23 protein-coding genes and 1 pseudogene are annotated in these 25,797 nt (G+C 35.9%); 5 read left to right on the forward strand and 19 right to left on the reverse strand.

The window, feature by feature from the left end; translation table 11 throughout:
* Nucleotides 1-16: 16 nt before the first annotated feature.
* Entirely contained in the window at nt 17-829 is an 813-nt protein-coding gene (locus BG05_RS24610) for a MerR family transcriptional regulator (protein WP_000440177.1), read from the forward strand.
* 630 nt (nt 830-1,459) lie between these two features.
* On the opposite strand, the pseudogene BG05_RS24615 reads toward BG05_RS24610, so the two are convergent.
* The 9 genes and pseudogenes from BG05_RS24615 to BG05_RS24655 form a co-directional block, all read right to left on the reverse strand.
* Nucleotides 1,460-1,770, reverse strand: a pseudogene (locus BG05_RS24615) (cyclic-phosphate processing receiver domain-containing protein).
* 14 nt (nt 1,771-1,784) lie between these two features.
* A complete protein-coding gene (locus BG05_RS24620; protein ID WP_002186365.1) occupies nt 1,785-2,507 on the reverse strand; it encodes a prepilin peptidase in 723 nt (240 codons plus the stop codon).
* Between the two features lie 112 nt (nt 2,508-2,619).
* The gene (locus BG05_RS24625; protein ID WP_002126142.1) at nt 2,620-3,330 is read right to left on the reverse strand and encodes a LutC/YkgG family protein; all 711 of its coding nucleotides are present in this window, start codon (nt 3,328-3,330) and stop codon (nt 2,620-2,622) included.
* Nucleotides 3,330-4,751 (reverse strand): LutB/LldF family L-lactate oxidation iron-sulfur protein, encoded by a 1,422-nt coding sequence (locus tag BG05_RS24630; RefSeq protein ID WP_002011586.1) that lies wholly within the window; start codon nt 4,749-4,751, stop codon nt 3,330-3,332. Before BG05_RS24630 ends, BG05_RS24625 begins: the two co-directional genes overlap by 1 nt.
* A gap of 16 nt (nt 4,752-4,767) precedes the next feature.
* On the reverse strand, nt 4,768-5,487 hold the full coding sequence (locus tag BG05_RS24635; RefSeq protein ID WP_002011587.1) for a (Fe-S)-binding protein: 720 nt from the start codon (nt 5,485-5,487) through the stop codon (nt 4,768-4,770).
* Nucleotides 5,488-5,655: 168 nt separating this feature from the next.
* The gene (locus BG05_RS24640) at nt 5,656-6,312 is read right to left on the reverse strand and encodes a FadR/GntR family transcriptional regulator (RefSeq protein WP_002168852.1); all 657 of its coding nucleotides are present in this window, start codon (nt 6,310-6,312) and stop codon (nt 5,656-5,658) included.
* A gap of 262 nt (nt 6,313-6,574) precedes the next feature.
* On the reverse strand, nt 6,575-7,975 hold the full coding sequence (locus BG05_RS24645) for a sensor histidine kinase (protein WP_002011591.1): 1,401 nt from the start codon (nt 7,973-7,975) through the stop codon (nt 6,575-6,577).
* Nucleotides 7,976-7,978: 3 nt separating this feature from the next.
* Nucleotides 7,979-8,650 (reverse strand): response regulator transcription factor, encoded by a 672-nt coding sequence (locus BG05_RS24650; RefSeq protein ID WP_002126137.1) that lies wholly within the window; start codon nt 8,648-8,650, stop codon nt 7,979-7,981.
* Complete coding sequence (locus tag BG05_RS24655; protein ID WP_002186366.1) at nt 8,647-9,618, reverse strand: YncE family protein; 972 nt, start codon at nt 9,616-9,618, stop codon at nt 8,647-8,649. The genes BG05_RS24650 and BG05_RS24655 overlap by 4 nt, the downstream gene beginning before the upstream one ends.
* A 136-nt stretch (nt 9,619-9,754) precedes the next feature.
* Here BG05_RS24655 and BG05_RS24660 point away from each other — a divergent pair, with 136 nt between their 5' ends.
* The 4 genes from BG05_RS24660 (at nt 9,755) to BG05_RS24675 (ending at nt 15,021) form a co-directional block, all read left to right on the forward strand.
* Nucleotides 9,755-10,870, forward strand: coding sequence for a CdaR family transcriptional regulator (locus BG05_RS24660; RefSeq protein WP_002186367.1), 1,116 nt, complete (start codon nt 9,755-9,757; stop codon nt 10,868-10,870).
* Nucleotides 10,871-10,987: 117 nt separating this feature from the next.
* Entirely contained in the window at nt 10,988-12,400 is a 1,413-nt protein-coding gene (glcD, locus tag BG05_RS24665) for a glycolate oxidase subunit GlcD (protein WP_002168855.1), read from the forward strand.
* Nucleotides 12,397-13,725 carry a (Fe-S)-binding protein gene (locus tag BG05_RS24670; protein WP_002186368.1) on the forward strand — a complete coding sequence of 443 codons (1,329 nt, stop codon included), beginning with the start codon at nt 12,397-12,399 and terminating at the stop codon, nt 13,723-13,725. The genes glcD and BG05_RS24670 overlap by 4 nt, the downstream gene beginning before the upstream one ends.
* A 465-nt stretch (nt 13,726-14,190) precedes the next feature.
* A complete protein-coding gene (locus BG05_RS24675) occupies nt 14,191-15,021 on the forward strand; it encodes a CAP domain-containing protein (protein WP_002030537.1) in 831 nt (276 codons plus the stop codon).
* A gap of 35 nt (nt 15,022-15,056) precedes the next feature.
* On the opposite strand, the gene BG05_RS24680 is transcribed toward BG05_RS24675, so the two are convergent.
* The 10 genes from BG05_RS24680 to BG05_RS24725 form a co-directional block, all read right to left on the reverse strand.
* On the reverse strand, nt 15,057-15,662 hold the full coding sequence (locus BG05_RS24680) for a DUF1648 domain-containing protein (protein WP_002126129.1): 606 nt from the start codon (nt 15,660-15,662) through the stop codon (nt 15,057-15,059).
* A 91-nt stretch (nt 15,663-15,753) separates the two neighbouring features.
* Nucleotides 15,754-16,677 (reverse strand): RluA family pseudouridine synthase, encoded by a 924-nt coding sequence (locus tag BG05_RS24685; protein WP_002126127.1) that lies wholly within the window; start codon nt 16,675-16,677, stop codon nt 15,754-15,756.
* Between the two features lie 100 nt (nt 16,678-16,777).
* Nucleotides 16,778-17,194, reverse strand: a complete 417-nt coding sequence (locus BG05_RS24690; protein WP_002126125.1) for a hypothetical protein — start codon at nt 17,192-17,194, stop codon at nt 16,778-16,780.
* 98 nt (nt 17,195-17,292) lie between these two features.
* Complete coding sequence (locus BG05_RS24695; RefSeq protein WP_003188078.1) at nt 17,293-19,485, reverse strand: MMPL family transporter; 2,193 nt, start codon at nt 19,483-19,485, stop codon at nt 17,293-17,295.
* A gap of 110 nt (nt 19,486-19,595) precedes the next feature.
* On the reverse strand, nt 19,596-20,243 hold the full coding sequence (locus tag BG05_RS24700) for a phosphatase PAP2 family protein (RefSeq protein ID WP_002011488.1): 648 nt from the start codon (nt 20,241-20,243) through the stop codon (nt 19,596-19,598).
* Nucleotides 20,244-20,302: 59 nt separating this feature from the next.
* Nucleotides 20,303-21,352 carry a spermidine/putrescine ABC transporter substrate-binding protein PotD gene (potD, locus tag BG05_RS24705; RefSeq protein WP_002011485.1) on the reverse strand — a complete coding sequence of 350 codons (1,050 nt, stop codon included), beginning with the start codon at nt 21,350-21,352 and terminating at the stop codon, nt 20,303-20,305.
* 38 nt (nt 21,353-21,390) lie between these two features.
* Entirely contained in the window at nt 21,391-22,191 is an 801-nt protein-coding gene (potC, locus tag BG05_RS24710) for a spermidine/putrescine ABC transporter permease PotC (protein ID WP_002011483.1), read from the reverse strand.
* A gap of 6 nt (nt 22,192-22,197) precedes the next feature.
* A complete protein-coding gene (gene potB, locus BG05_RS24715) occupies nt 22,198-23,046 on the reverse strand; it encodes a spermidine/putrescine ABC transporter permease PotB (RefSeq protein WP_002126118.1) in 849 nt (282 codons plus the stop codon).
* Complete coding sequence (potA, locus tag BG05_RS24720) at nt 23,043-24,026, reverse strand: spermidine/putrescine ABC transporter ATP-binding protein PotA (protein WP_002030425.1); 984 nt, start codon at nt 24,024-24,026, stop codon at nt 23,043-23,045. The genes potB and potA overlap by 4 nt, the downstream gene beginning before the upstream one ends.
* Before the next feature lie 237 nt (nt 24,027-24,263).
* A complete protein-coding gene (locus BG05_RS24725; protein ID WP_016126727.1) occupies nt 24,264-25,631 on the reverse strand; it encodes an aldehyde dehydrogenase in 1,368 nt (455 codons plus the stop codon).
* Nucleotides 25,632-25,797: the final 166 nt, after the last annotated feature.

A 25,797-nucleotide genomic window follows, 5' to 3' on the forward strand; every position in this document is an offset into this window, starting at 1 on the left:
AAGAGGAGTTTTTAACTTGGAGAGAAAAAACCTTAAAACCTTAAGTACAGGAGAATTTGCTAGTTATTTTGGGGTGAAAAAAGACACCTTGTTTTATTATGATAGAATCAATCTTTTTAAACCTGCCGGTAAACTTCCCAATGGTTATCGATATTATACCTACGATCAAATTAATACATTCTCAACACTCCAATCTCTTCGGAAAGTGGGAGTTTCGATTGAGGAACTAAAAGAATATCTTAATTCTCCCAACACTTACAAACTTGTTGAAATGGCAAAACAGCAGACAGTTCTGGTGGAAGAAGAAATTGAGAAATTAATTCAAATTCGTCGTTTCTTTAAGGGTATTATTTCAATGGAAGAAGAAAGAAAAAACGTTGAAGTTGGGAAGGTTTATATCCAAAAGACACAGAAAAAATCTATTTTCTTAAGCGATGTAAATTCGAAAAATAGCATGACCGATTTCGATTGGGTAAAACATTTTAGCAAGCAAATAGGCTTGTTTGTTCCTGCTCCTATTGGATCTGTGATAACAAGAGAGAGCCTGATTCAAGAAAGATATGAGGAGGTAGATCACTTATTTTGTTATAGTGATTTAGAAACAGGTCAATCAAAACCAGGAGGAATTTATGTCATATATTATCACCAAGGATCTTATAAAGATATTGAATCCGCATACCACAATATCACGGAATTTATCAAATCAGAGGGCTATGTTATTGAAGGAAATGCCTATGAAGATTACTTCTACAATCCATTAAGAACTAATAATAAGGAGGAATATCTTACTAAAATTAGTATACAGGTAACAAAGTGTTTAAAGAGTTAAAGCTATAATGTTATCTTTGTTTAGTAAAAATTAAAAATAGGAAAAACAATTGCAGCGAGTACTTTTAAAAAAAGTGATAAAAAGAGAATCGAACTTTATGTTTAGTAGGGCATACCCCATCATCAAGTTGAAATTTTAAAATACCCCCAAAACGAGAAAATTGTACGTTTTAATCTGGAGACGTCAATTTTCTCATTTTCGGGTATTTGCTTTTCTTAGCTTGATGGTGATGTGGCGGTACCCCGAATAGAGTAAACATCAAGTAACTCTAAAATATACAATAAAAATAGTAGGTGGGGAATATTTGACGCTTACACGAAAAGCATTTTCCCTATCGCCATCAAGTTAAAAAACTAATTATCCCACAAAACAAAAAATCGAGTTGAATTCACATAAATAACTGTAGAGAGATAAAAATTTGGTTCTGGGGGTACTATAAAATTTTAGCTTGATGGGCATGTGGCGGGCCCCCTATATGTGAAATTTCTAGTTTAATGCAACAATTAAATCAATTTTTTTGATTAATTAAATTTAACCACCCCCTAACATATTATATATGTCTAATATGTTAGGGGATTGATTTAATAATATTTTTTGAAATTAGGTCTTGATAATGATAATTTGGAGTTTTTAGCTCCCTACATATTTCAAGGCAATATAAGGATTAATTTCCCCGTTTTCCTTCCCTCTCTCTATGCTCTTTTTCATCTGATGCATACCGATGACATCATTTGTATGAAGGTGAATTTCATTAACATATAAACCTTCGTTGCAGAAAGCTTCTACGAAATCTAACCCACTTTTTTGTCGCCATCCATATTATAATCGAGGGAAATAATATTCACCTCATTATCCCTAACAATTTGCAAGGCAGATTCTACTGTAGTTGCCAAAACATATCCGTATGGGCAACTTCTTTGATCATCCATATATACATTCATTTTCTATCTCCTCTCTATTTTGCATATGTGACCAACACATAACATATTGCTCCAAGGCTAATAAAAGGTCCGAACGGAATTGGAGTTCTTATGTTTATACGTTTTAGCGCTATACTTATCCCGAAAAAACAAAGACTAAAGCAAGATGCTAAAAATAAAGTTATAAAAACCCCTTTCACTCCGACTATACATCCGAGTAACGAAAGTAATTTCACATCACCTCCGCCAAGACCATCTGGATAAATCTTTTGCATGCAATATAACAAAATGAATATAGTTCCACTACCAGCTAAACTATCTATCCAAGTAACTAACGGTACAAAAATACATTCTAAAATAAGCAAAAGCGCAAACCAAATTAAAATACGATTAGGTATTAGCATATATACTAAATCTGTAACTGAAATAATTAGAAGTAACGAAAAAAGCGATAAAATGATGATGAGCTCTCTTTCCATTCCAATTACATATACAGTAAGAAAAAATAAACTGCCTGTAACAAATTCAAATACTATGTACAAACTTGAGATTTTGCTCTTACAATTCGTACAACGCCCTTTTTGTATACAAAATGAAATGATTGGAATAAGTTCTTTCGGCTGTAACGTATACTTGCAGTAATGACAGTACGAACGCGGTGTAATAATAGATTCCCCTACTGGAACTCTCATCGCAATCACCATAAAAAAAGAACCAAACACCATACCTATTAACAATGCATATAAATAAGTGAACATCCCTTCCTCTCCTTTCCAAAAGAACATAACAAAAAAAGGAGAGAACTTCTACTTCATATTATCTTTATTCTATTAAAAAAGCAGGCCGTTTTCCGGCCTGCTTTCCCCTATTTTATACGATGAAATATACTGCTTTTAACGGCCCGTGTACTCCGACAACAAGATTCATTTCAATATCCGCAGAGTTACTTGGTCCTGTAATAAAGTTAATACAAGATGCGACTGCTTCACCTTTTTCCACACGAGAGTTCATATGTTGAACTGCCTGTGTAATACGCGGTACAAGTGTTTCACGTGGAATAATAGCAAAGTATACAGTCGGTAAAAAGTGTAAAGAACGCCCTTGTCCTTTATGACTTTGTACAACAATCGTACCAGATTCAGCTAAAGTATAATCACTAAATGCAATACCGATATTCGCTTTTTCCGCTATACGCATATTCTCTTCTTTTTTCTCAGGATCCCATACATTTACCTCAACATTTTGCTTTGGAAGCTCTTCTTTAAATAAAGAAGTCAATCCATAGGAATCAAAACGTTCATCTGCTGATAATATAATAGGTCCTCCGCCGTTTTCAACGATTACTTTTTGAATATCTTCACGTAAGCGGTCGTTTGTCGTTTCCACAACAGTTGTATGAATGTTTGTACATTGCTTTTTAAATACTTCTAACAATTCTTCTTGTGAATAATCTTTTAACGTTTCAACATTCACATTACTTTTCCATGCTGGACGTTCTACGCCTTCTGTTTTACGCGCGCGCCCAAGTTCTTTTGCGATATTATCTAGAAAGGACTCACGGTTTTGAATTAATCCTGTCATTATTTGTCCCCGCCTTTCTTATGATCTTTATACCAATCACGGAATCGTTCTTTACTTGGAGCTGGGAATTCACGAATATCCGTCCAGTTTTTAAGTGGTCCAACACCTTTTGATACACGGTTACCAGATGTAAATGGACTCATTGCTGCCGGTGCCATTTTCGATCCCATTTTATATAAAGCTGCTGAAGAAGCACCCATACTAAACATTTTCATTGCTAATTTTTCTGCAAGTGGGGCACGACCTTCTTGCTCAACGATGACTTGACGATGTTTTAATAATAAATCATGTAATGGAATTTTTACTGGACAAGCTTCTGTACATGCTCCGCATAAACTAGATGCATAAGGAAGCTCTTTGTAATCGTCATACCCACCTAAAAGTGGTGTTAATACCGCACCGATTGGTCCTGAATAAATAGATCCATACGAATGTCCACCAACGTGACGATATACGGGACATACGTTAACACAAGCGGCACAACGAATACATTGCAATATTGAACGGAATTCCGATCCAAGAATTTGAGAGCGGCCATTATCAACAACGACTAAATGAAACTCTTCTGGTCCATCTACCTCTTCCTCTTGAATTGGTCCTGCTACTGTTACATAACTTGTTAATTTTTGACCTACCGCACTACGACATAGTAAACCAACTAAAACATCTAATTCTTCCATTGTCGGAACCATACGTTCCATACCCATTACTGCAATTTGTGTTTTCGGAATCGACATGACAAGATCGGCATTACCTTCGTTCGTCACTAAACAAAGAGAGCCAGTATTTGCAACAGCGAAGTTACAACCTGTCACACCAATTTCTGCATCCATAAATTTCTCACGAAGTTGTTTACGAACAAACTTTGTCATTTCGTATGGATCATCAGAATTTTCATATCCAAGTTTTTCTTTAAATACATCACGAATTTGCGTTCTGTTTTTATGAAGTGCAGGCGCAATAATATGTGATGGTGGATCGTTATCTACTTGCAAGATATACTCTCCCAAGTCACTCTCTAACACTTCACAACCAATCTCTTCAAGGGCATGATTCATACTAATTTCTTCAGTTACCATTGATTTTGATTTTACAACTTTCTTCGCTTGTTTCTTTTTTGCAACGTCTTGAATATACTTTGCTGCATCCTCTTTCGTTTTCGCAAAGTAAACGTGACCGCCTCTTTTTGATACATTTTCACTTAACTGCATTAAATAATAATCAAGATTTTCTAACGTATGTTGACGAATTTGTTCACCTAGTTCACGCCACTCTTCCCAGTTTCCCAACTCGTCAGCTGCTTTTAATCGATTTGTATATAAACGCGTTTGTGCAGAAGATACCGCTCCGCGCATAAACGAATCTTGAATTCCATCGCCAACGCGATCATTAAATTTTTTCTCACTGATTTTCATAGACATAGCTTATGTTCCCCCTTCATGAGCGACTATTCAAGACCTCAGCAATATGCATTACTTTTACTTCTTTTCCTAAACGCTCAATACGTCCGCCAATGTTTAACAAACACCCACAATCTGCACCGATTAAATAATCAGCACCTGTTTCCATTACACTATCTACTTTTTCATCTACCATTTGCTCAGAAATTGGAGTCATCTTAACTGAAAACGTTCCCCCAAACCCACAACAATTTTGCACGTTCGGCAGTTCTCTCACAATTAATCCTTTTACGCTTGATAATAAAATTCCTGGTGCCTCTTTTACTCCAAGCAGGCGTGTCATATGACAAGATTTATGAATAGTAGCTATCCCTGGTAAACTTGCACCAACATCTGTAACTTTTAAAACATCTACAATAAATTGTGTAAATTCATATGTTTTATCAGCAACCTTTTGTGCACGTTTAGCCCACTTCGGATCATCTTTAAAAACATGCGGATACTCATGAAACATTGTCGCACAAGATCCAGATGGCGTAACAATATATTCTGCATCTTCGAAAGTTTCAATCATATGTTTCATCGCTTCTTTTGCTGCTTCTACATGGCCGCTATTATAAGCAGGCTGACCACAACAAACTTGTGCTTCTGGAAATTCAATTTCACAACCTAAACGCTCCAATACTTCAACTGTTGCTTTACCGACGTTTGTTTCAAACATATCGACTAAACAAGTAACAAATAAAGTAACTTTCATAACTATAATTCCCCCTCATTACAACTCCGCCAAAAATCATATGGTCATCAGATGACTAAGATTAGAAGAAGTAGGCTCAACCATGGCCTATCCTCTCCCTCTTCTAAAGAAAACGCTTACTTAATCTCTCTCTATTTTATCAGAAAATTAGATTTTTAAAAGATTAAATTACGAATTTATATCGCTTTTACCTGTGACAATATGTTCTACATTTGTTAAATGATCTAGCATCGCTTGCTGCGCTAATTCCACATCTTGCTTTAACACCGCATCATATATAGATTGATGCTCTTCTAAAAGTCGTTCTGATGTTGTTTGTTCACCATATAAAATAATGCGTCTTGATTCACCAATCGTTTCAGCAATCATCTCTGAAACATGATTCATGAGCTCAAGCAAGATGTTATTATGCGAAGATTCTGCAATTCCCATATGAAAATGAAAGTCTGCTTTTTCGCCAGCATTCTCATCTCCAATGCTCTTTGCCATTTCATCTAACCACTGCTTCATATTTTGCAAATTAGCTTCCGTACGTTTTGCCGCTGCCGCTCGAACTGCCCCCACTTCGAGCACCTTCCGTACTTCTAATAAATTCAAAATATCCTCTTTCTTCATTAATAACTTGTTATTTAGTGATTTTGTTAATGAAGAAGGATCGAAATTCCTTACATATGTACCTTCTCCTTGTTTCATTTCAATTAAGCCCATTGCTCTTAGCGCACTTAGCGCTTCACGAACAGCAGATCTGCCAACTTGAAACTGCTCAGCTAATTGATGAACAGGAAGTAGTTTGTCACCAGGTTTTAACGTACCATTTTTAATCATTGTTAAAATAGCTTCAGATACTTCTTCGTAAATTTTTTTCGGTTTAATAGATTTGTACTCCAGTTAAATCACCTCAGTATCTTCCAAACAACAATTGTAACGTTTTATAAGAACTTAGCATCCATAACTATTTTAGAACGAATTAGTAAGAAGTACAAATGTTTTGTTCATAAAATAGTCAAATTTTTGATATTTGTTTGATATTAATTAATACATTTACGCGTAACTATTTACCTTCAATATGAAGAGCATATTCCAAAAGTTAGAATATGCTCTCCTCATCTTGTGCTTTTAATTTAATACTAACTGTCGTGCCCTTACCTTTTTCACTTTCTATTCTCCACTCACCGTCATGTATATGAACAATTTGCCTTACAATTGCAAGACCTAAACCTGTTCCACCGTGTTGACGACTTCTCGCTTTATCTACTCGGTAAAAGCGTTCCCCCAGATTTTCTAAATGCTCTCTATCAATACCTATTCCTGTATCTTTTATGTGCAATTCACAATAATCATCGATTTGCTTTAATGTTATTATGATATCCCCGTTTTGATTTGTATAACGTATCGCATTATCTAATACATTATGAAGTACTTGTTGCATACGATCCTCATCAATCATTACGATAATTTCAGGATTTAAATTCGTTGAAATACGAAGGTTTTTTTCTACAAACTGTAACTCGTACGTATTTAGTACATCTTCAATAAGCTGTGAAAAAACGATAGGTTGTTTCTTTAAGGGAAAGTGTTCACCTTCTAGCTGCGCTAGATCTAATAAATCATGAACGAGGCGCTGCATGCGACCTGCTTCTTTATGAATAAGTTGCGTTACTTTTTCCTGCTGCGGCCCCTTCGCTACACCGTCTAAAATAGCTTCACTATATCCTTTAATATAACTAAGCGGCGTTCTAAGTTCATGCGAAACATTAGCTAAAAATTCCTTACGCTTTACATCTTCTGTTTCTAAGGAATTTGCCATTTTATTAAAGGCTTTTCCCAATCGTCCAATTTCATCTTCTGAAGAAATTGTAATCCGCTCTGAGAAATCTCCAGTAGCCAAATGATTTGCAACTCGTTCCATTTGCGAAAGCGGTCTCGTAATGGCGATAATAATTTTTCTACCAATCCATATTGTAATTAAAATCATTGCAAGTGCTAACGGCGCTAAAATAAGACCCATATCAAATATTAAGTCTTTTATACTTTTTAAAGGAATATAAGAGTATACAATACCAACTAATTTTTTATTATCTAAAACAGGGATGACAACACCCATAATATTACGATCAAAATGTTCTTCATACCCTATCTTTGTCACAGTTTTCCCATCTAATAGCGCCTGTCTATCCCCTTCACTTATAAGAGAATGATGGTGAACATCAAAAGGCAAACATGCGCTTAAATCACGCGGATTGTATACGAAAAGGACATCTGAACTAGATATTTGATCATATGCCCTTACTTTCTCTTCAAAAGTGGATACTCCTTCACGTTTATCATATTGCGTGGCAAGACGTTTCCCTTCCATTACTAATGAATCTTTTAAATTATCAACGTATAACTTTTCATATGAGTATAAAGATACAAAATAAAGAAAGGAAACTGTTACACATACTGCACATACTACTGTAAGCCAAAGCTTTTGTACCATCGTAAACATACGTTACACCTCAAATTTATAACCTACACCCCAAACGGTTTGAATGTAGTTTCCACTTTCTCCTAGCTTTAGACGCATCGTTTTCACATGCGTATCTACCGTTCTTGTACTTCCTGCATAATCATATCCCCACACCTTTTCAAGCAATTGTTCCCGGCTAAATACTTGTCCATTATGTTGGCAAAGAAAATATAGTAAATCGAACTCTTTTACCGTAAGAGGAATCGTCTCACCATTCGTCTCGACCCTCCTACTTTTTTCATTAATAAGAATCGGTCCAAATTGAATCTCTTCTTGCTGTTCTTGCTTTGTATATCGTCTTAAAACAGCTTCCATACGAGCAATTAGTTCCCCGGGACTAAATGGCTTTACAATATAATCATCTGCTCCCATACGTAAGCCGTTCACCCTATTCCACTCTTCACCTTTTGCTGTTAAAAATATAATAGGTACATCCGACGTTTTTCGAATCTCTTTACAAACTGAAAGCCCATCCATCTCAGGCATCATAATATCTAGTACAACGAAATCGTAATGATCCGTCTCTAATTTTCGAAGTGCCTCTTTTCCATTTTCAGCTTCTCCCCACTCGTATCCGAAGTTATCTAAGTACATTCCGACAAGTTGCCTCATATCACTTTCGTCATCTACGACTAGCACGTTATATTTACTCATTGTCCTTCCCCTTCTCTCTCTATGAGTTGAAACGGTCCTTTTCCGACTTTAATTGTTTGTTTTATTTTCATATTCTTCATATCCATTACGCATACTTCATCGCTATCATAACTAGCTACATATCCTTCTGCACCGCTTTTCAAAAATGCAAATGGATTAGATCCTACTTCTGCAAATCCTACCTCTTGATACGTACTTGCATCAAACTTTCTAAGCGTATTTGAACCGTGACTTAGCGCATATACATACTTATCATCCTTTGTTATATTCACAGGCATAAACGGAGCATGTAAAGAACGCATCATCTCTCCGCTCTGTAAAGAATACACTAATACTTTCTCATTCACTTGACTTCCATCACCATGTCCACCAATCCATATTTCTTTCCCATCAGCGCTAACCGTAGCTCCTGTTGATGCTGGTGGAATCATAAAGGACTGTATCACTTCTTTTTTCATTGTATCAATGGTCGTTAGTTTCGTATCATAAAAGTTGAGTACAGATAACTGGTTATGATGCTCTACCATCGTTATCGGCCCTTTTCCTGTTGAAACACTCCCTGTCTCTTTTCCTTTTATCGTAAAGAACCTTACCTTTTGTTCATTTTGATCGGCAGCAAATAATTGTGTTCCATCATCTGATGCGATAACATTAGCAATTCCTTTTCCAATCTTATATTTGTCCACTTGTCTTCCTTCTGCTAGTGAATATACATACATATATTCTAATTGCTTACCATAAACAAGTAATTCCTCGCCATTTGGAAGTAGCGTAACCCCCGCAATCGGCTCATTTAATTCCCATGTTGTTAATAGCTTCTTTGTTTTTTTATCAATAAAACTAATACTACCTTCCTTTACATTCGTTGTTATAATAACACTTTTATCTTTAGCAATCGGTGTATACGAACTTCCTTGACACCCTACTAATAGAAATAAAAAACAGAGAAGAAAAACATACTTTCTCAAAAGATTCCCTCCATCTTCAGATGATTTCGTTATAATTGTAAAATAACAAATAAATGTGTGGAAAATGTGAAATCTTCCTTTATTAATAAACTTACATATATAATGTACAACAAATAGAATTTGAGGTGTGTAAATTATGCTTTTTCCTGATTTAGCGAATAAAATTGTACGTGAAGTACGCAGATTAATTACTGAAAACATTATTATTATTAATATACAAGGCGTTATTATCGCAAGTACAGATGCGGAAAGAATCGGTCAATTTCATGAAGGTGCACTCCGCTGTGCGAAACAAAAGAAAACTGTCATTATTACAAAAGACGATGAACGACGACTGCAAGGTGTAAAAGCTGGGATGAACCTTCCTTTACTATTCCATGACGAAGTAATCGGCGTGATTGGAATTACAGGAGAACCTGAAAATATTTCACAATACGGAGAAATATTACGTAAGATGACCGAATTATTAATTCATGAAAACTACTTTTTAGAACAACTAGAACTTGAGCACCGTTCTTATGAAGCATTTGTCTTTGATTGGCTTCAAAATACAGACTGGTCTCCAAGTTTTCTCGATCGTGCAAAAACGCTTGGCATTGATTTATATAAGAAGAAACAACTTATTTTATTATCAATCGCCCAAGATAATACGATGCTCCAGCGTAAAATTTGGCAACATATGCGCAACATTTTAGCAAAAGAAAATTTATTTGTTCGCTGGGGAAATGATCGGTTTATTTTGTTTACAACAATCCAATCCAAAGAGCAAACCTTTCAATTTTTAAAACGGTTAAAACAAGACAGTGAAACTTTATTTTCTATTACTTTATATATCGGGATTGGACAAACAGTTACGCCAAGCAATATGAACTTATCGTACGAACAAGCATTACGCGCCCTTTCAGTATCACTTGAAACGAAAAAAATTGTATTTAATGAAGATTTACGTTTAGAGATGTGCTTACAAGATATTTCTACTGAAACTCGAGAACAGTTTCTAGAGCGTACCATTGAAAACTTAGTATCATCTCCTGAGCTTATGCACACTTTACGTTTATTTATCGATTATAACCAATCTTATAAGCAGACAGCTGAGCAATTACATATACACATTAACACATTGCATTACAGGCTAAAAAAGATTGAAGAACATACAGGACTTGACCCGAAACAATTCAAAGATTTAAATGTTTTATACTTCGCACTCCTCTTATTAGATAAGCACACAAAAAATAACGATAAAATAGATTAATCTTTAGATGATTGTACATAGAAAGAATCCTCCAACTTTTTTATCATTATAATGAAAGCACTGTTACAACGTTTTTTATTATGACGAAATACGTTAACAGTTTGAGGGGGATTTCCAATGTTAGAAAAGCAAATTATTGATTCATTCGTATCTATTGTTGGCGAAGATAATGTAGATACATCCAATATGGGGCGTTTAACTTATAGTTATGATGCCACTCCAAACTTCCAAGCGATGCCTGATGCAGTCATCGCTCCTCGTAATACAAATGAAATAGCAGACGTGTTAAAAGTGTGTAACACTCATAAAATCCCAGTATACGTTCGCGGGTCTGGAACAAATCTTTGCGCTGGAACGTGTCCACTTGAAGGTGGTATCGTCCTTATTTTCCGCCATATGAACAATATTTTAGAAATTGACGAAGAGAATTTAACAATTACTGTACAAGCTGGTGTTATTACACTTGATATTATTAAAGCAGTAGAAGAAAAAGCTTTATTTTATCCACCAGATCCAAGCTCTATGAAAATTTCTACAATCGGCGGTAACATTAATGAAAACTCCGGCGGATTACGTGGTTTAAAATATGGCGTAACACGTGATTATGTAATGGGGCTTGAACTTGTCTTACCGAACGGCGATATCATTCGTACTGGCGGTAAATTAGCAAAAGATGTAGCTGGTTATGATTTAACTCGTTTATTTATTGGTTCTGAAGGAACACTTGGTGTTGTTACGGAAGCTATATTAAAACTTGTCCCTATGCCTGAAACGAAGAAAACGATGCTTGCGCTATATGAAGATATTAACGAAGCTGCTCGAGCTGTTTCTGCTATTATTGCAAATAAAATTATTCCGGCGACACTTGAGTTTTTAGACCAACCAACAATTGAAGTTGTAGAAGAGTTTGCACAAATCGGTTTACCAACTGACGTTAAAGCAATTTTATTAATTGAACAAGATGGCCCGCCCGAGGTTGTCAATCGCGATATCGAAAAAATGGCTAACGTTTGCCGTGCTATGAATGCGGTCGATGTTCGCGTTGCAAAAGATGAAGCCGAAGCAGATGCGCTTCGTACAGCACGCCGTAGTGCACTATCAGCACTTGCAAGACTAAAACCGACAACAATATTAGAAGATGCAACTGTACCACGTTCACAAATCGCTCCAATGGTTGAAGCAATTAATGCAATTGCAAAGAAATATAATATTCCTATTTGTACTTTTGGTCATGCTGGTGATGGTAATTTGCATCCGACTTGTATGACAGATGCCCGTAATGAAGAAGAAATGCATCGTGCCGAACAAGCTTTTGCTGAAATATTTGCGAAAGCGATTGAGCTTGGTGGTACGATTACTGGTGAACATGGTGTTGGCGCAATGAAAGCTCCGTATTTAGAAATGAAATTAGGTAAAGAAGGTATTGCTGCTATGCAAGGGATTAAACAAGCCTTCGACCCAAACAACATTATGAATCCTGGAAAGATGTTCGCGAAAGACTCTCGTAAAAGAGTGGTGGTTGAGCGATGACCACATTAAATAAAGAAAACATTCAAAAGGAATTTAAAGAACGATTAAGTGAAGATGAACTACTAAACTGTATGCGATGCGGCTTTTGTTTACCAACTTGCCCTACTTACATTCAATCTGGGTATAAAGAATCACATTCCCCACGCGGACGTATCGCCTTAATGAAAGCCGTCGTTGATGGTTTAATTGAGCCGGATGAAGATGTTGAAGATACATTAAATGTTTGCCTTGGCTGCCGCGCTTGTGAACCTGTTTGTCCATCTGGTGTGAATTATGGACATTTATTAGAAGAAGCTCGTGATATTATTAATCAAAATAAAAAGTTCTCCATGCCCGTGAGAGCTGTTCGTAAAGTTGTTTTTGAAGGACTATTCCCGCATCAAAACCGAATGCGAACATTAACAGGACTAATCGGATTTTACCAGCGTTCTGGTTTACAAACGCTAACACATAAAACAGGTATTATGAAGTTATTCCCTGAAACACTTGCAACGATGGACCTCGTTTTGCCAAAAGTCCCTAAAATGAAAGCAATGAAAGATCGTCCTGAATTTTTACCTGCTGAGGTGGCAAAGAAGAAACAAGTTGCATTCTTCACAGGCTGTTTAATGGATACGATGTTTTTAGAAACAAATAACGCAACGATGAAACTTCTTCAGTTAGCTGGTTGTGATATCGTTATTCCGAAAACACAAAGTTGCTGCGGGGCATTACATGGGCATGCTGGTGAAAAGAGTGGAGCAAAAGAATTAGCAAAACGAAATATAGAAGCATTCGAAGATTTAAACATCGACTATATTATTACGAATGCAGGTGGTTGCGGAGCTTACCTCGTAGACTATGATTATCTGTTAAAAGATGATCCCAAATGGGCTGAACGCGCAAAGCAATTTGTTTCTAAAATTAAAGATATTACTGCTATACTAGTAGAACTAGATTTCCATAAACGTAATGACTTACGACTCACGCCGCAAATCATTACGTATCAAGACTCTTGTCATTTACGCAATGTTATGCGAACATCTTCGGAACCTCGTATGTTACTAGAGGCCATTCAAGGCGCAACATACCGCGAAATGAAAGATGCGGACCGTTGCTGTGGTTCTGCTGGTATTTATAATATTGTCCATTCGGAGTTATCAATGGAATTTCTAGATTACAAAATGGACCGTGTACATGAAACAGATGCAGCGACAATTGTTACTGCAAACCCTGGATGTCTATTACAAATGAAACTAGGTCTTGAACGTGAAGGTCTTTCTCATAAAATGAGAGGAATTCACATTGTTGATCTATTATTAGAAGCAATTGAAACCAACTCGTAATAACTCGTAACATACGTAATAATAGGAAAACGGCTATCTCCTTCGTCTACGTAAAGAGATAGCCGCTTTTTTGTCCGCTACAACATTAAAAATATGTTACTTTATTATAAAAAAGAACAACAGAAACATTACAGTTTTGTAAAAATACATCCAGTATATTCCTCAAAAAAATGCTAAAATCATTGATACAATAGGATTCTTCATTTTTAATATAGGTACATTTATCCAAAAATCCCCTCTTAAAACCAAGTATAAAAATGCTAAAAATTCCTTTTATACTCTATGTTTCTCTTATTTCATCCCTTTCCTCCTCTTAGGATAAATTAGGAAATTTTTAAGTCTATGAATTTTTTTCCATCTTTTTTCTCGCAAATTGTATGCTACGATGAATTGGTCAGTCAGACAGGCTGTCAAAAACAAATCGTGTGAAAACAAATTAAAACTTTATATAGGGGGACACACATCATGAAAAAGCGTGTTTTATTATCTGTAGCTGCTGCAACAGCTCTTACTTTAGGAGTATCTTCTTTAGATGCACAAGCTGCAACAGTACAACCATCTAACATAAAGGTTCAAAATATTCAGCATTCAAAAATGATGATGAAGCAAATGAGCCAACAAGAATTACAAGCATTCTTACAATCTATGGGAGTTGAATCATTAGCACAATGGAACCAAGGACAATTCCAACAAGATTGCTTCATTCCTGGTCAACAGCCTACTGAAAATGTTGTTACTGAACAACCAACAGCTAAGCCAGAAGCTCAAAAGCCTGCTGAGGAAACTCAAAAACCAGCTGAACAAAAGCCTGCTGAAGAAGTTGCTAAACCAGAAGCTCAAAAACCAGCTGAAAACAACAATACTCAAAACGAAACACAAAAACCAGCTGAGCAAAAGCCTGCTGAAGAAGCAAAATCTTTAAGCGAATTCGAACAACGCGTTGTTGAATTAACAAACGCAGAGCGTACAAAACAAGGCTTATCAGCATTACAAATCGATACTGAATTAAGCAAAGTAGCACGCATTAAGTCTGAAGATATGCAAAAAAACAACTACTTTGATCATAACAGCCCTACATACGGGTCTCCGTTTGACATGATGAAAAAATTTGGTATTTCTTATAAATCTGCAGGTGAAAACATCGCCCAAGGACAACGTACTCCAGAAGAAGTTGTACAAGCTTGGATGAACAGTGCCGGACACCGTGCAAACATCTTAAATAGTGGCTTCACTCATATCGGTGTTGGCTATGTAGAAAGCGGCAACTACTGGACACAACAATTTATTACGAAGTAAATAAAAAGAGAGTCTTCTAGAAGAAGACTCTTTTTTTATGTTTCATAGCTTTCTAATATGTATGCGTATAAAATATAGAACATAAACAAAATAGACCCGCAGCTTATTACACTAATTAACAAGTAAAATCCCCACTTCAGGCTCAAAAGCAACGAAAATAATATGCTGCATGCCATCACTTGAAAGATTCGCCTACTAACTAAACGGATTTTTTGTAATTTGATCGGTTCTTTCTCTCTATCCTTCACCTTTTTAAACACTTTACTAAACATAAAAAGAAACATACTAATTCCAATCGTTAGTCCTGTCTGAAAGGATATAATACTTCCCAAATTAATAAAGAGAATTAGTATATGGACAAACATCATAAATAAAGTAATACTCTTTATAAATCCATTTATAATGAAATACTCTCCTTCATTAAACTTATATATATTATGTAAAATAACATATACTAATCCATGTAAAATAATAATAAGGACAGGGATAAATAATACGACAACTTGTTTACTCATAAACTCGTTCGCTCCACCATTCTCGTTCCAATGCACTGCCATACGAGTTGGTAAATATGGATAAATACATAGAGTAAGTAAAAGACAAGCGAAAAATATCCCTAGCATATATTTATATTTGATCAAGTAATTCTCACCTCTCTTTTCTCTTAACGGCTTCGCCTCTTTCAGAGAAATCCCTGCAAAAATCTACCTTTTTCAACTTTAAACTTACACTTTACCTATTTTCTCTTTCAAATTTTTTCATTGTATCGTTTAAATTTGTAGGGAAAGGTACGTCAACAACGATCTCTTCTTTCGTAATCGGATGCAAAAAATTAATCTTCATCGCATGTAACGCTTGCCCGGACATATATGTTGTTTGCCCACCATATAATACATCCCCAACTAATGGATTTCCATTATAGCTCATATGAACGCGAATTTGATGCGTTCTACCAGTTTCTAACTGTAACGTTACGAGCGTCGCATTTTGTTTTTTAAAATATTTCTCTACTTTATAATACGTTATAGCTTGGTCTCCCTTTGGAGAAACACGACGCCTTGTAGCATGATGTCGATCTCTTCCGATAGCTGCATCAATTGTCCCCTGCTTCTTTTTTACTTTTCCTTCAACAAGTGCCATATACGTTCTTTTGATTTTCCGTTCCATTAATAAACGATCCATAATTGCACCCGCAATTCTATGTTTTGCGAATACAACACCACCTGTCGTATCTTTATCTAATCTATGGATATGCCGAACCTTCGTCTCTAAACCTTGCATTTGAAAATGAAAAGCAACAAGATTGGCAAGTGTTCCCGTCCCATTTTTTTCAGAAGGATGTGTATCCATTTGCCCCTGCTTATTTACAATGAGTACGTGATCGTCTTCAAACACTACATTTAATTCACCATATTCCGGCTCTACGCCGTACTCCTCCTCCATAAACATATGAACTTGTAACTTATCTCCTTCTTTTAAAAGTTCATTCCATCTCCTTTGTTCTCCGTTAACCGTAACACCTTTTTCCATACGAAGCTGATGTAATAACTTTTTTGGTACTTCCCATTCTACTTTTAACAACGACTCAATACTTATACCATTCCACGTCGCTGGAACCGTAATTTCGCACCATTCGCCCTTTTTCTTTGTTTCCATACTATAATCACCTTATTTCTATTGATTCTCTCATTGTAACGGAAAACATAATTTGATGCACCGTCAAAAATAGAGGACAGCCTTATAATCGACTGTCCCCTCACGCTCTAAGCCTTTTCATTTCCTGCAACACTTCTTCAGCTTTTTGTTCATACAATAAATCTTTAAAGAAATCCGCCAATCGTTTATAGTCGTTGTACGTATCTAATAAGTCGTCTATTTTCTCTCCTTTCATAACCTGTTGCTTTTGCTTCATTTTTACTGGATAGCGATACCCCGATACTTCTTGTATTTTGTAATACTCATCCTCTACTTGAATGACTTTTACAAGTTCCTCTTCTTCCGCATCCATCGTATACCCGTCAAAGTCTCTAAGCAGTTCATAAATAATATGAGTCCATTCATCTTTTGGGTAAAACCCTTTTTCCAACCGATAACCGACAATGCGATACATATGCCCATCGTTTTCAGCAAACTGTACTGTATCATTTAGCTTAAACTTAAAATAACGAAACATTGCCTTCACCTACTTGTATGTAATGTTCTTATCACATACTATGCGCAAAATATGGGCCCTGCTATTCATAAAAAAACTCATCTTATAGATGAGTTTTTTTATGATGATTTTTCTCTTTTCTTTCGAAATGGTAGCCACCAGTTCCAATCCCCAAACAATTTCATTAAACTTGGTACGAGCATAAGACGGATAATTGTTGCATCAAGAAATATTGCTAATGCAACCCCAAGCCCCATCTGCTTTACTGGTAAAATATCAGTAAAGGCGAACGCACCGGTAACAACAATCATAATTAAAGCGGCGGACGTAATAATCCTACTTGTCGAAACAAGCCCTTCTAACGTTGCTTGATCGTTATCCCCTGTTTCTTCATAGAGCTCATGAATACGTGAAATAAGAAATACTTCATAATCCATGCTAAGCCCAAATACGAGGCCAAAAATAAAGATTGGTAATACAAATAAAACTGAACTCTCTTCTAATCCGAAATGACCACCTTCAAATAACCACATTACAATTCCAATTGTTGCACTTAAACTAAGTACGTTCATAATAATAGCTTTAATTGGAATGAGTATAGAGCGGAATGCGAATAATAAAATGACAAAGGTTGATCCAAATATAACAGACATACCAATTGCAACTTTATCTTTAATTTCATCTTCTAACTCTTGCTGGAACGTCGTCATACCGCCCAAATAATAAGTAACATCATTTTCTTTATAATTCTTTTTGAAATCACGAACCCATTGTTTTGCGGTTTCTGTACTTGGCTTCGTATCCAAAAAGACTTCCATTGTTGTTTTATTCCCTTTCGTATACGCTTCAAATACAGGAGCTATTTTCGCAGCCTCTGGCGACTGTAACATTCCAGCAACTTGATCTGCTTTCATTCCATTTAGCCCGTCATATACACTTTTCACCTTATATACTTGCTTATCGTCTTTTAACTTTTGAACAACAGCTTCTATCTTTTGTAAACTTTCTTTTTCTGTTATATCTTTCTTCGTCTCTACTACTAATGTCACATCAGCGTGTGTTTGGACAGTTTTATTAAAGGCTTCTTCATACTTCTCAAATGCAACTCTCGTATCACTCTTTTCAGGTAACGCTTCAACACCAGGAAACTGCAAGTTAGCTGTACGTAGCGGTAATAAACAAATAACAATAAATGTTGTAACAACAATAATCATGACGATTGGATGTTTCATTACAAACTGTGCAAATTTACGCCATACATTTGATGGCGTAGGCGCCGCCTGATTCTTTTTTAATATCCTTTTACCAATTAAAGATAATAGCGCCGGAAGAAGTGTGAGCGAAAACAAAATGCTCATAATAACGACAATCATCCCGCTAATAGCAACAGACTGAATATAATCTATCTTAAAGAAAAATAAGCCTGATAAACCGACGAATACACATAACCCTGAAAATACGATAGCACGCCCTGCCGTTTGATACGTAATCGCTATCGCTTCTTTCACTGTTCTCTTCGCAACTTCCTCTCGAAAACGATTTACAAATAACAGTGCGAAATCAATTGATAATGCGAGCCCAATCATCGGTGCAACATTTAACACGAAAATAGATAGCTCTTTATCACTACCTATAAAATATAAAATCCCCATCGTACTAATGACACTAAGCGCGCCATTTACAATCGGTAAAATAGACGCAATCAGACTACCAAATGAGAATAATAGTACGAGAAAAGCAATAGGTAATCCAATCATCTCTGCTACTTTTAAATCATTTTGCGTTCTTTCATTAATCTCTTGATTAATTTTCGGATATCCTGTCGGTGTTACTTTTAATACGCTATTACTTTCCTTCTCGATTTTCCCGGCAAATTGTAATGTCTTTTCCATTCGTTCTTTATTTGTTTTCCCGGAAAATAAAATCGTCGCATAACCGATATCATCTTGTAACATCTCTTTATTTTGCATTGGATGATGGAAAGATTCGTATTTTTCTTTCTCTTCAATTTGATTTATTATCCCCTCTATACGCTTTTGGAACTCCTCATGCGAAGTATCCTTTTCCTTCTCAAAAACGAGTAAAAGTGTATCTTGAGACTGCTTAAAATCCTTATCTAAAATTTCTTTCGTCTTTTGATAATCCCCTTCTGTTTGGAAACCATCACCGCCCAATACTCCTGGAAGTTTTGGAGCAAAAATACCGAGCACTATCGCAAGTAGTAGTAATGCTACAATTACTGTATAACGAAATTGATACAAAAAAGTTCCTAACTTCCCCCACTTATCAATTTTATGTACATTTGTCTTCACACATTTTCACCTACTTTATATAATTCACTTGTCATTTATACTTTATCACATCTCCCCATAAACAAAAAACGTCTAGAAAAACTATAATACTAGTTTTTCTAGACGTTTTTTTATCTCTCGTTATTAAGTCCCAATCTCTCGGTAAGTAAACGATGACAATAAATTGCGATGATTAACAAAATGCCACCTGCACAGTAACCAGCTAAAATATCAGTCGGGTAATGAACATTTAAAATAACTCTACTTAATCCAATCAATATAATTAATATGCCCATCGAAATCGTAATACCACATTTTCCAGCTACACTCTTCAAATTGGCAGCAATGATATAGGCAAGAAAACCGAATGTTATAATAGATAGCATTGCATGTCCGCTTGGGAAGCTATACCCAAGTGCGTCAAGTGCCTCATTTAATGATGGGCGGTCTCTTTTTACAATTTCTTTTATTCCCTTATTAACAAGGTGTGTCGTTAATATAGCCATTGGATACACAATCATAGCAGCATAATAACGCTTTTTCCAAAAAACGAGCAAGCTTATAATTAGTGTCGTTATAACTCCAATTGCAGATCCTAGCTTTGTAAAGTATGAGAAGAATGTAAGTGAGCTTTCCGTTTGTAATCCTTTTACCATATCACGTACGTATGTATCCATCATTGTAACACCACCTACATGTACCCTCCAAGCGATGATGCTAAATAGAACAAACAATAAAATGATACACATTAACTCATACTGATGTAACTTTTTCTTCAATCGACTTCCTCCTACTATGAAAAAATGCGATTTCTACTTTAGAAACCGCATTTTCTTACTTATTTACCTTTTGTTTTCAGCTCTGTCCAGTAGCGATCGTAGTCTTTTAACTTATCGTCTACATCAACAAGCCACTCTGTACGATCTAATTCTTCTTTTGTTAAGAAGATCATGTGATTATCACGATATTCTTTACTATGAAGAGGATGAGCTTTTTCATTTGGATTACTGTAACCAATTGACTCGTAGTTTTTCACACTTACTTTTTCATCTAATAAGTAGTTCATAAACTTCTCTGCAAGTTCTTTATTTTTCGCACCTTTTGGAATTGCTAACGTATCAGCCCAAATTGTGCCACCTTCTTTTGGTACAACGTATCCTACATCTTTATTGTCTTTCGCAATGAATGCTGCGTCTCCAGACCAAACTGTCCCGATCCAAGCATCTTCTGTAATGAATTTTTGTTTAATATTATCTGTATCGAATGCTAATAAGTTTGGAAGTAGCTTCTGCAAATCAGCAGACGCTGTCTTTAACTGTGCATCCTCTTTCGTGCTATTAGAGAAACCGTTTTTCTTAAGTCCCATTCCTAATACTTCACGAGAATCGTTTAATAAAGTAACATGTCCTTTATATTTCTCGTTCCATAAATCATTCCAGCTTGTAGGTGTTTCTTTCACATACTTTTTATTGTATGCAATTCCTGTTACACCCCAAGTATATACTAGAGAATACTTATTCTCTGGATCAAACGCAGGTGTTTTAAAGTTAGACACAAGGTTCTCGATGTTCGGGATATTCTTCTTATCTAAAGGCGCTAATAAGTCCATCTTCGCCATCGTTTTCACCATGTAATCAGATGGCTGAATTAAATCATATGTCGCGCCACCAGCTTGTAATTTCGCAAGCATTTCTTCATTACTTGCATATTTATCGTAGTTAATTTTCACGTTATATTTCTTTTCAAAATCTTTTAAAACTTGCTCATCAAAATTGTCCGCCCAGCTATAAATGTTTAATTCTTCTTTTTTCTCACCACAACCAGCAAGTACACCTGCAGCAAGACTGAAGCTAATTGCTATACCAGCTAATCTCTTCACTAATTTCATCGGTTTATTACCTCCTCGTTCTTTCTATATCATTCGTATTATAAAGGAAGGTGTCCTCCAGAGTTCTCTTCACCGTCTGCACCTTTATTACGGAAAATTTCCGATAGCACCATTAATCCTACAATTACAACAATTAATATTGTAGAAAGAGCATTAATTTCAGGCGATACCCCACGCTTAACCATACTATAAATGTATAATGGCAATGTTGTTGATCCTGGTCCTGATACGAAGAAACTAATTACAAAATCATCAATCGATAATGTGAATGTTAATAATGCGGCTGAAATAACTCCTGGTGCAATTGCTGGAAACGTTACATAACGAAACGTTTGCCACGGCGTTGCTCCTAAATCGTTTGCAGCCTCTTCTAAATCACGTCCCATACCAGAAAGACGTGCCGCTAAAATAACAACAACAAATGAAATACTGAATGTAATGTGTGCAATAATAATTGTTGTTTTTCCAAGTTCCATACCTAATTGACTAAATAGGATAAGTAAAGATAATCCCATTAAAATATCAGGAATTAAAATTGGTAAATATACAAGACCGTTAATGGCCCCTTCAAAACGATATTTGTAACGGTGTAATGCAATAGCAAAAATCACACCAAGAACTGTCGTCACAATTGTCGTTATAACAGCAATCGTCATACTATTTACAAACGCATCAATAACATCTTGTTTTTGAAATAAATCTGTATACCAATGGAGTGTAAAGCCCTCCCATTCCGCATTAATGCGAGAATCGTTGAAGGAATATACCATTAAAACCATCATTGGAAAATACAAAAACAATAAGATTAACCAAGAATAAGAAACTAAAAACTTCTTCATTTTTGCCTATTCCCCTCCGTTTCCATCATATTTATATACTTTCGTTGCACGATAATATAAGTAAATTAACAGAACAGAGAATAGAACAACAATCATAGATAACGCGGAACCAAATGGCCAGTCACGTGAACCTAAGAATTGGTTTTGAATTACGTTTCCGATTAATGCTACTTTCGATCCACCCATAACGTCTGATACAACAAACATTCCGATAGAAGAAACGAATACTAAAATAGAACCAGTTGTAATCCCTGACATCGTCATCGGTACTGTTACATTCCAAAATGCCTTTACTGGTGTTGCTCCTAAATCATAAGCCGCCTCTAGCTTACGCTTATCAAGCTGCTCAATTGCTGCATACACTGGTAAAATCATAAATGGTAATAAAGAATATACCATTCCGAGTATTACAGAAGGCGTATTATATAGCAGATTTAAAGGTTCACTAATAATACCTAGTTTCAATAGCAATGTGTTTACAAGACCTTGTGAACGTAAAATAACAATCCATGCGTATGAACGAACAAGAAAGTTAATCCAGAACGGAATCGTTGCCAATAATAGAAGGATAGAACGATATTTACGATCAACAATTGTAATTGTATAGGCGAATGGATAACCGATTAATAAACATAGTACTGTCGTAATAACAGCTATCTTCACTGTTTCCCATAACGTCCCCATATATAATGGATCAAACACACGTGCTATGTTATCTAATGTAAATTTCATTTCCACTGTCCCGTATGCTCCGCGCTGCATGAAGGCAAATGCTAATACGAACAGAAGTGGAATTAGGAAGAAGAGTAACAGCCATACGACTGTAGGTAATGCGAGTAATTTCCCTTTCTTCAATTTAAGGTCACCTCGTCCTCTTGCTCCCAGCCTACATATACATTATCTCCAATGCTCCACTGCGTTGCTTCTTCAGCAGTTTGGTATGCCATTAGTAATTCCGCTGTTTTCTCCTCACGTACATATAGCTTTTCCATATTTCCAACAAATTCAATATCTTCAATATGTCCAAGATGGTATTCTTTTAAAATTGGCTCTTCAACCGAGCGAACTTTTACATTTTCAGGGCGAACTGCTACGTAGTTTTCCCCATTTTTCACGATATTATTTTCACCGATAAACGTCGCAACAAACAATGTTTTCGGCTTATTGTAAATTTCCTTAGGCGTGCCGACTTGTTCGATATGCCCTTTATTCATAACGACAATACGATCACTCATACTCATCGCTTCTTCTTGATCGTGCGTTACATATATGAACGTAATTCCTAAATTACGTTGTAAGTTTTTCAATTCACGTTGCAAATCTTTTCTTAACTTAAAGTCAAGCGCTCCAAGTGGCTCATCTAATAGTAATACACGTGGGTTGTTTACAATTGCTCTTGCAATTGCTACACGCTGCTGCTGTCCACCAGAAAGCTTCGAAGGTTTACGATTACGGAACTCAAGTAACTGCGTTAAACGCATTGCCTCTTCCGCACGTTCTTTCTGTTCTGCTGCTGATACTTTTTGCATTTTCATACCGAAACAAATATTTTTTTCAACATTCATATGTGGGAATAGTGCGTAATGTTGGAACACTAAATTCATATGACGCTTGTATGGCGGCAAATCGTTAATCTTTTCATCATCTAATAAAAGATTCCCTTTAGTTGGGGTTTCAAATCCTGCGATCATACGAAGTAAAGTCGTTTTCCCGCAACCACTCGGTCCTAAAATTGTTAAAAATTCTCCTTCTTTAATATCTAAAGAAAGAGGGGGGATAATCACTTGATTTCCAAAATGTTTTTCTACTGCTTCAACTTTAATAATCTTTTTCATTTTCCCGTCCTATCTACCTTAAATTTTAATTTTTATATTCATGAATAAATATTTATGTTCTATAGACTATTTTTTTGTTTCGATCCAAACAAAAATGGTTGTTTAGCAGCGTTCTCTTCTATTCTTTATGTAGTATGTTTGATTCATTTTCGCATGATACATATGTCGAACAGAAAAACCCCTTCAGTTGCGAAGGGGTTTTTATCATACGGCTACGCCTACTGATAAACACCATCATCATTTTAACAACTTTCGTATGAATTTTAAAGCACTTTTTGTAGAAGAGTAACGAATTTTCATGTCGAATGCTGTAGATTGGGACAAAATGCTTTTATAATGGGAAAAAGTCCGAAAACTTTGTTCACCATGATAGCTGCCTAATCCACTACTTCCAACGCCCCCAAAAGGTAAATATGGCGTTGCAAGATGATATACGACATCATTTATACATCCTCCGCCATATGAAATATTACTCGTCACTTTCTCTTGCACTTTTCTATCTTCAGAAAATACATATAGTGCTAACGGCTTTGGATGGTACTGAATCGTTTCAATTACCTCTTCTATTTTGTCATATTCTATAATTGGTAAAATCGGCCCAAAAATTTCATCTTCCATAACAGCACTTTGCCATGTAACATTCGTTAACACTGTCGGTTCGATGTGTAATGTTTCTTTCGTATAATTCCCGCCAATCACAGGTTTACCATCTTGCAAAAATGTACATAAACGTTCAAAATGACGCTCACTCACAATTCGCACATAATTGTCATTTTGCAAAGCATCTTTTCCATATTGCTCTGCGATTTCATGTCTTAATGCCTCGATTAACTGCTCTTTCACTGAAGAATGAACGTACATATAATCAGGCGCTACACACGTCTGCCCAGCATTCAAAAACTTGCCCCAAACGATACGTCTTGCGGTTACATCTAGCTTTGCATCTTTATGTACAATACATGGGCTTTTCCCGCCAAGCTCTAACGTAAGCGGCGTTAATTTTTTCGCCGCTGCTTCCATCACAACTTTTCCGATACCAACACTACCTGTAAAGAAAATATAGTCAAACGGTTCCTTTAAAAGTGCAGTGCTTTCCTCAGCACCGCCTTCTACTACCGATACAAGCTCTTCTGGGAATAATTCACCTAACATTCTCGTAAGCACTTTTGAAACGTTTGGCGTTAACTCTGACGGCTTTAAAACGACTGTATTGCCAGCTGCCAATGCTCCTACGAGTGGTGCAATCGCTAATTGAAACGGATAGTTCCACGGTGCGATAATAAGCGTCACACCATACGGTTCTGGCACCACTTTCCCCTTCGATCCAAAATGAGTAAGAGCTGTGCGAACACGCTTTGGTTTACTCCAAGATGAAATATGCTTCATTTGAAAAGAAATCTCTTTTAGTACATATCCAATTTCTGTTGTAAATGATTCGTGAACTGATTTATTCAAATCTAATTTCAACGCTTGAAAAATCTCATCCTCAAAACGCTGAATTCCTTCATAAAGCTTCTTCAAATTATTCTTTCTCGTCTCTAGACTCCTCGTATGTCCTTTATAAAAATATTCCTTTTGTTTATTTACAATAGAGGAAATACTCATGCACTCACCTTCTCCCACTATTTTTATCCAATTCTTTCATTATTTATATAGACTTCATATGTAACAAATTTCTATTCTTAAAGTTACATTATATATAACTTTTCCCTTTATATAAAATTCATTGCTCACAAAAAACTACCGAAAGAAAATCTCCCGGTAGTTTTAC

It is taken from the genome of Bacillus mycoides, from assembly GCF_000832605.1.
Lineage (GTDB): Bacteria > Bacillota > Bacilli > Bacillales > Bacillaceae_G > Bacillus_A > Bacillus_A mycoides.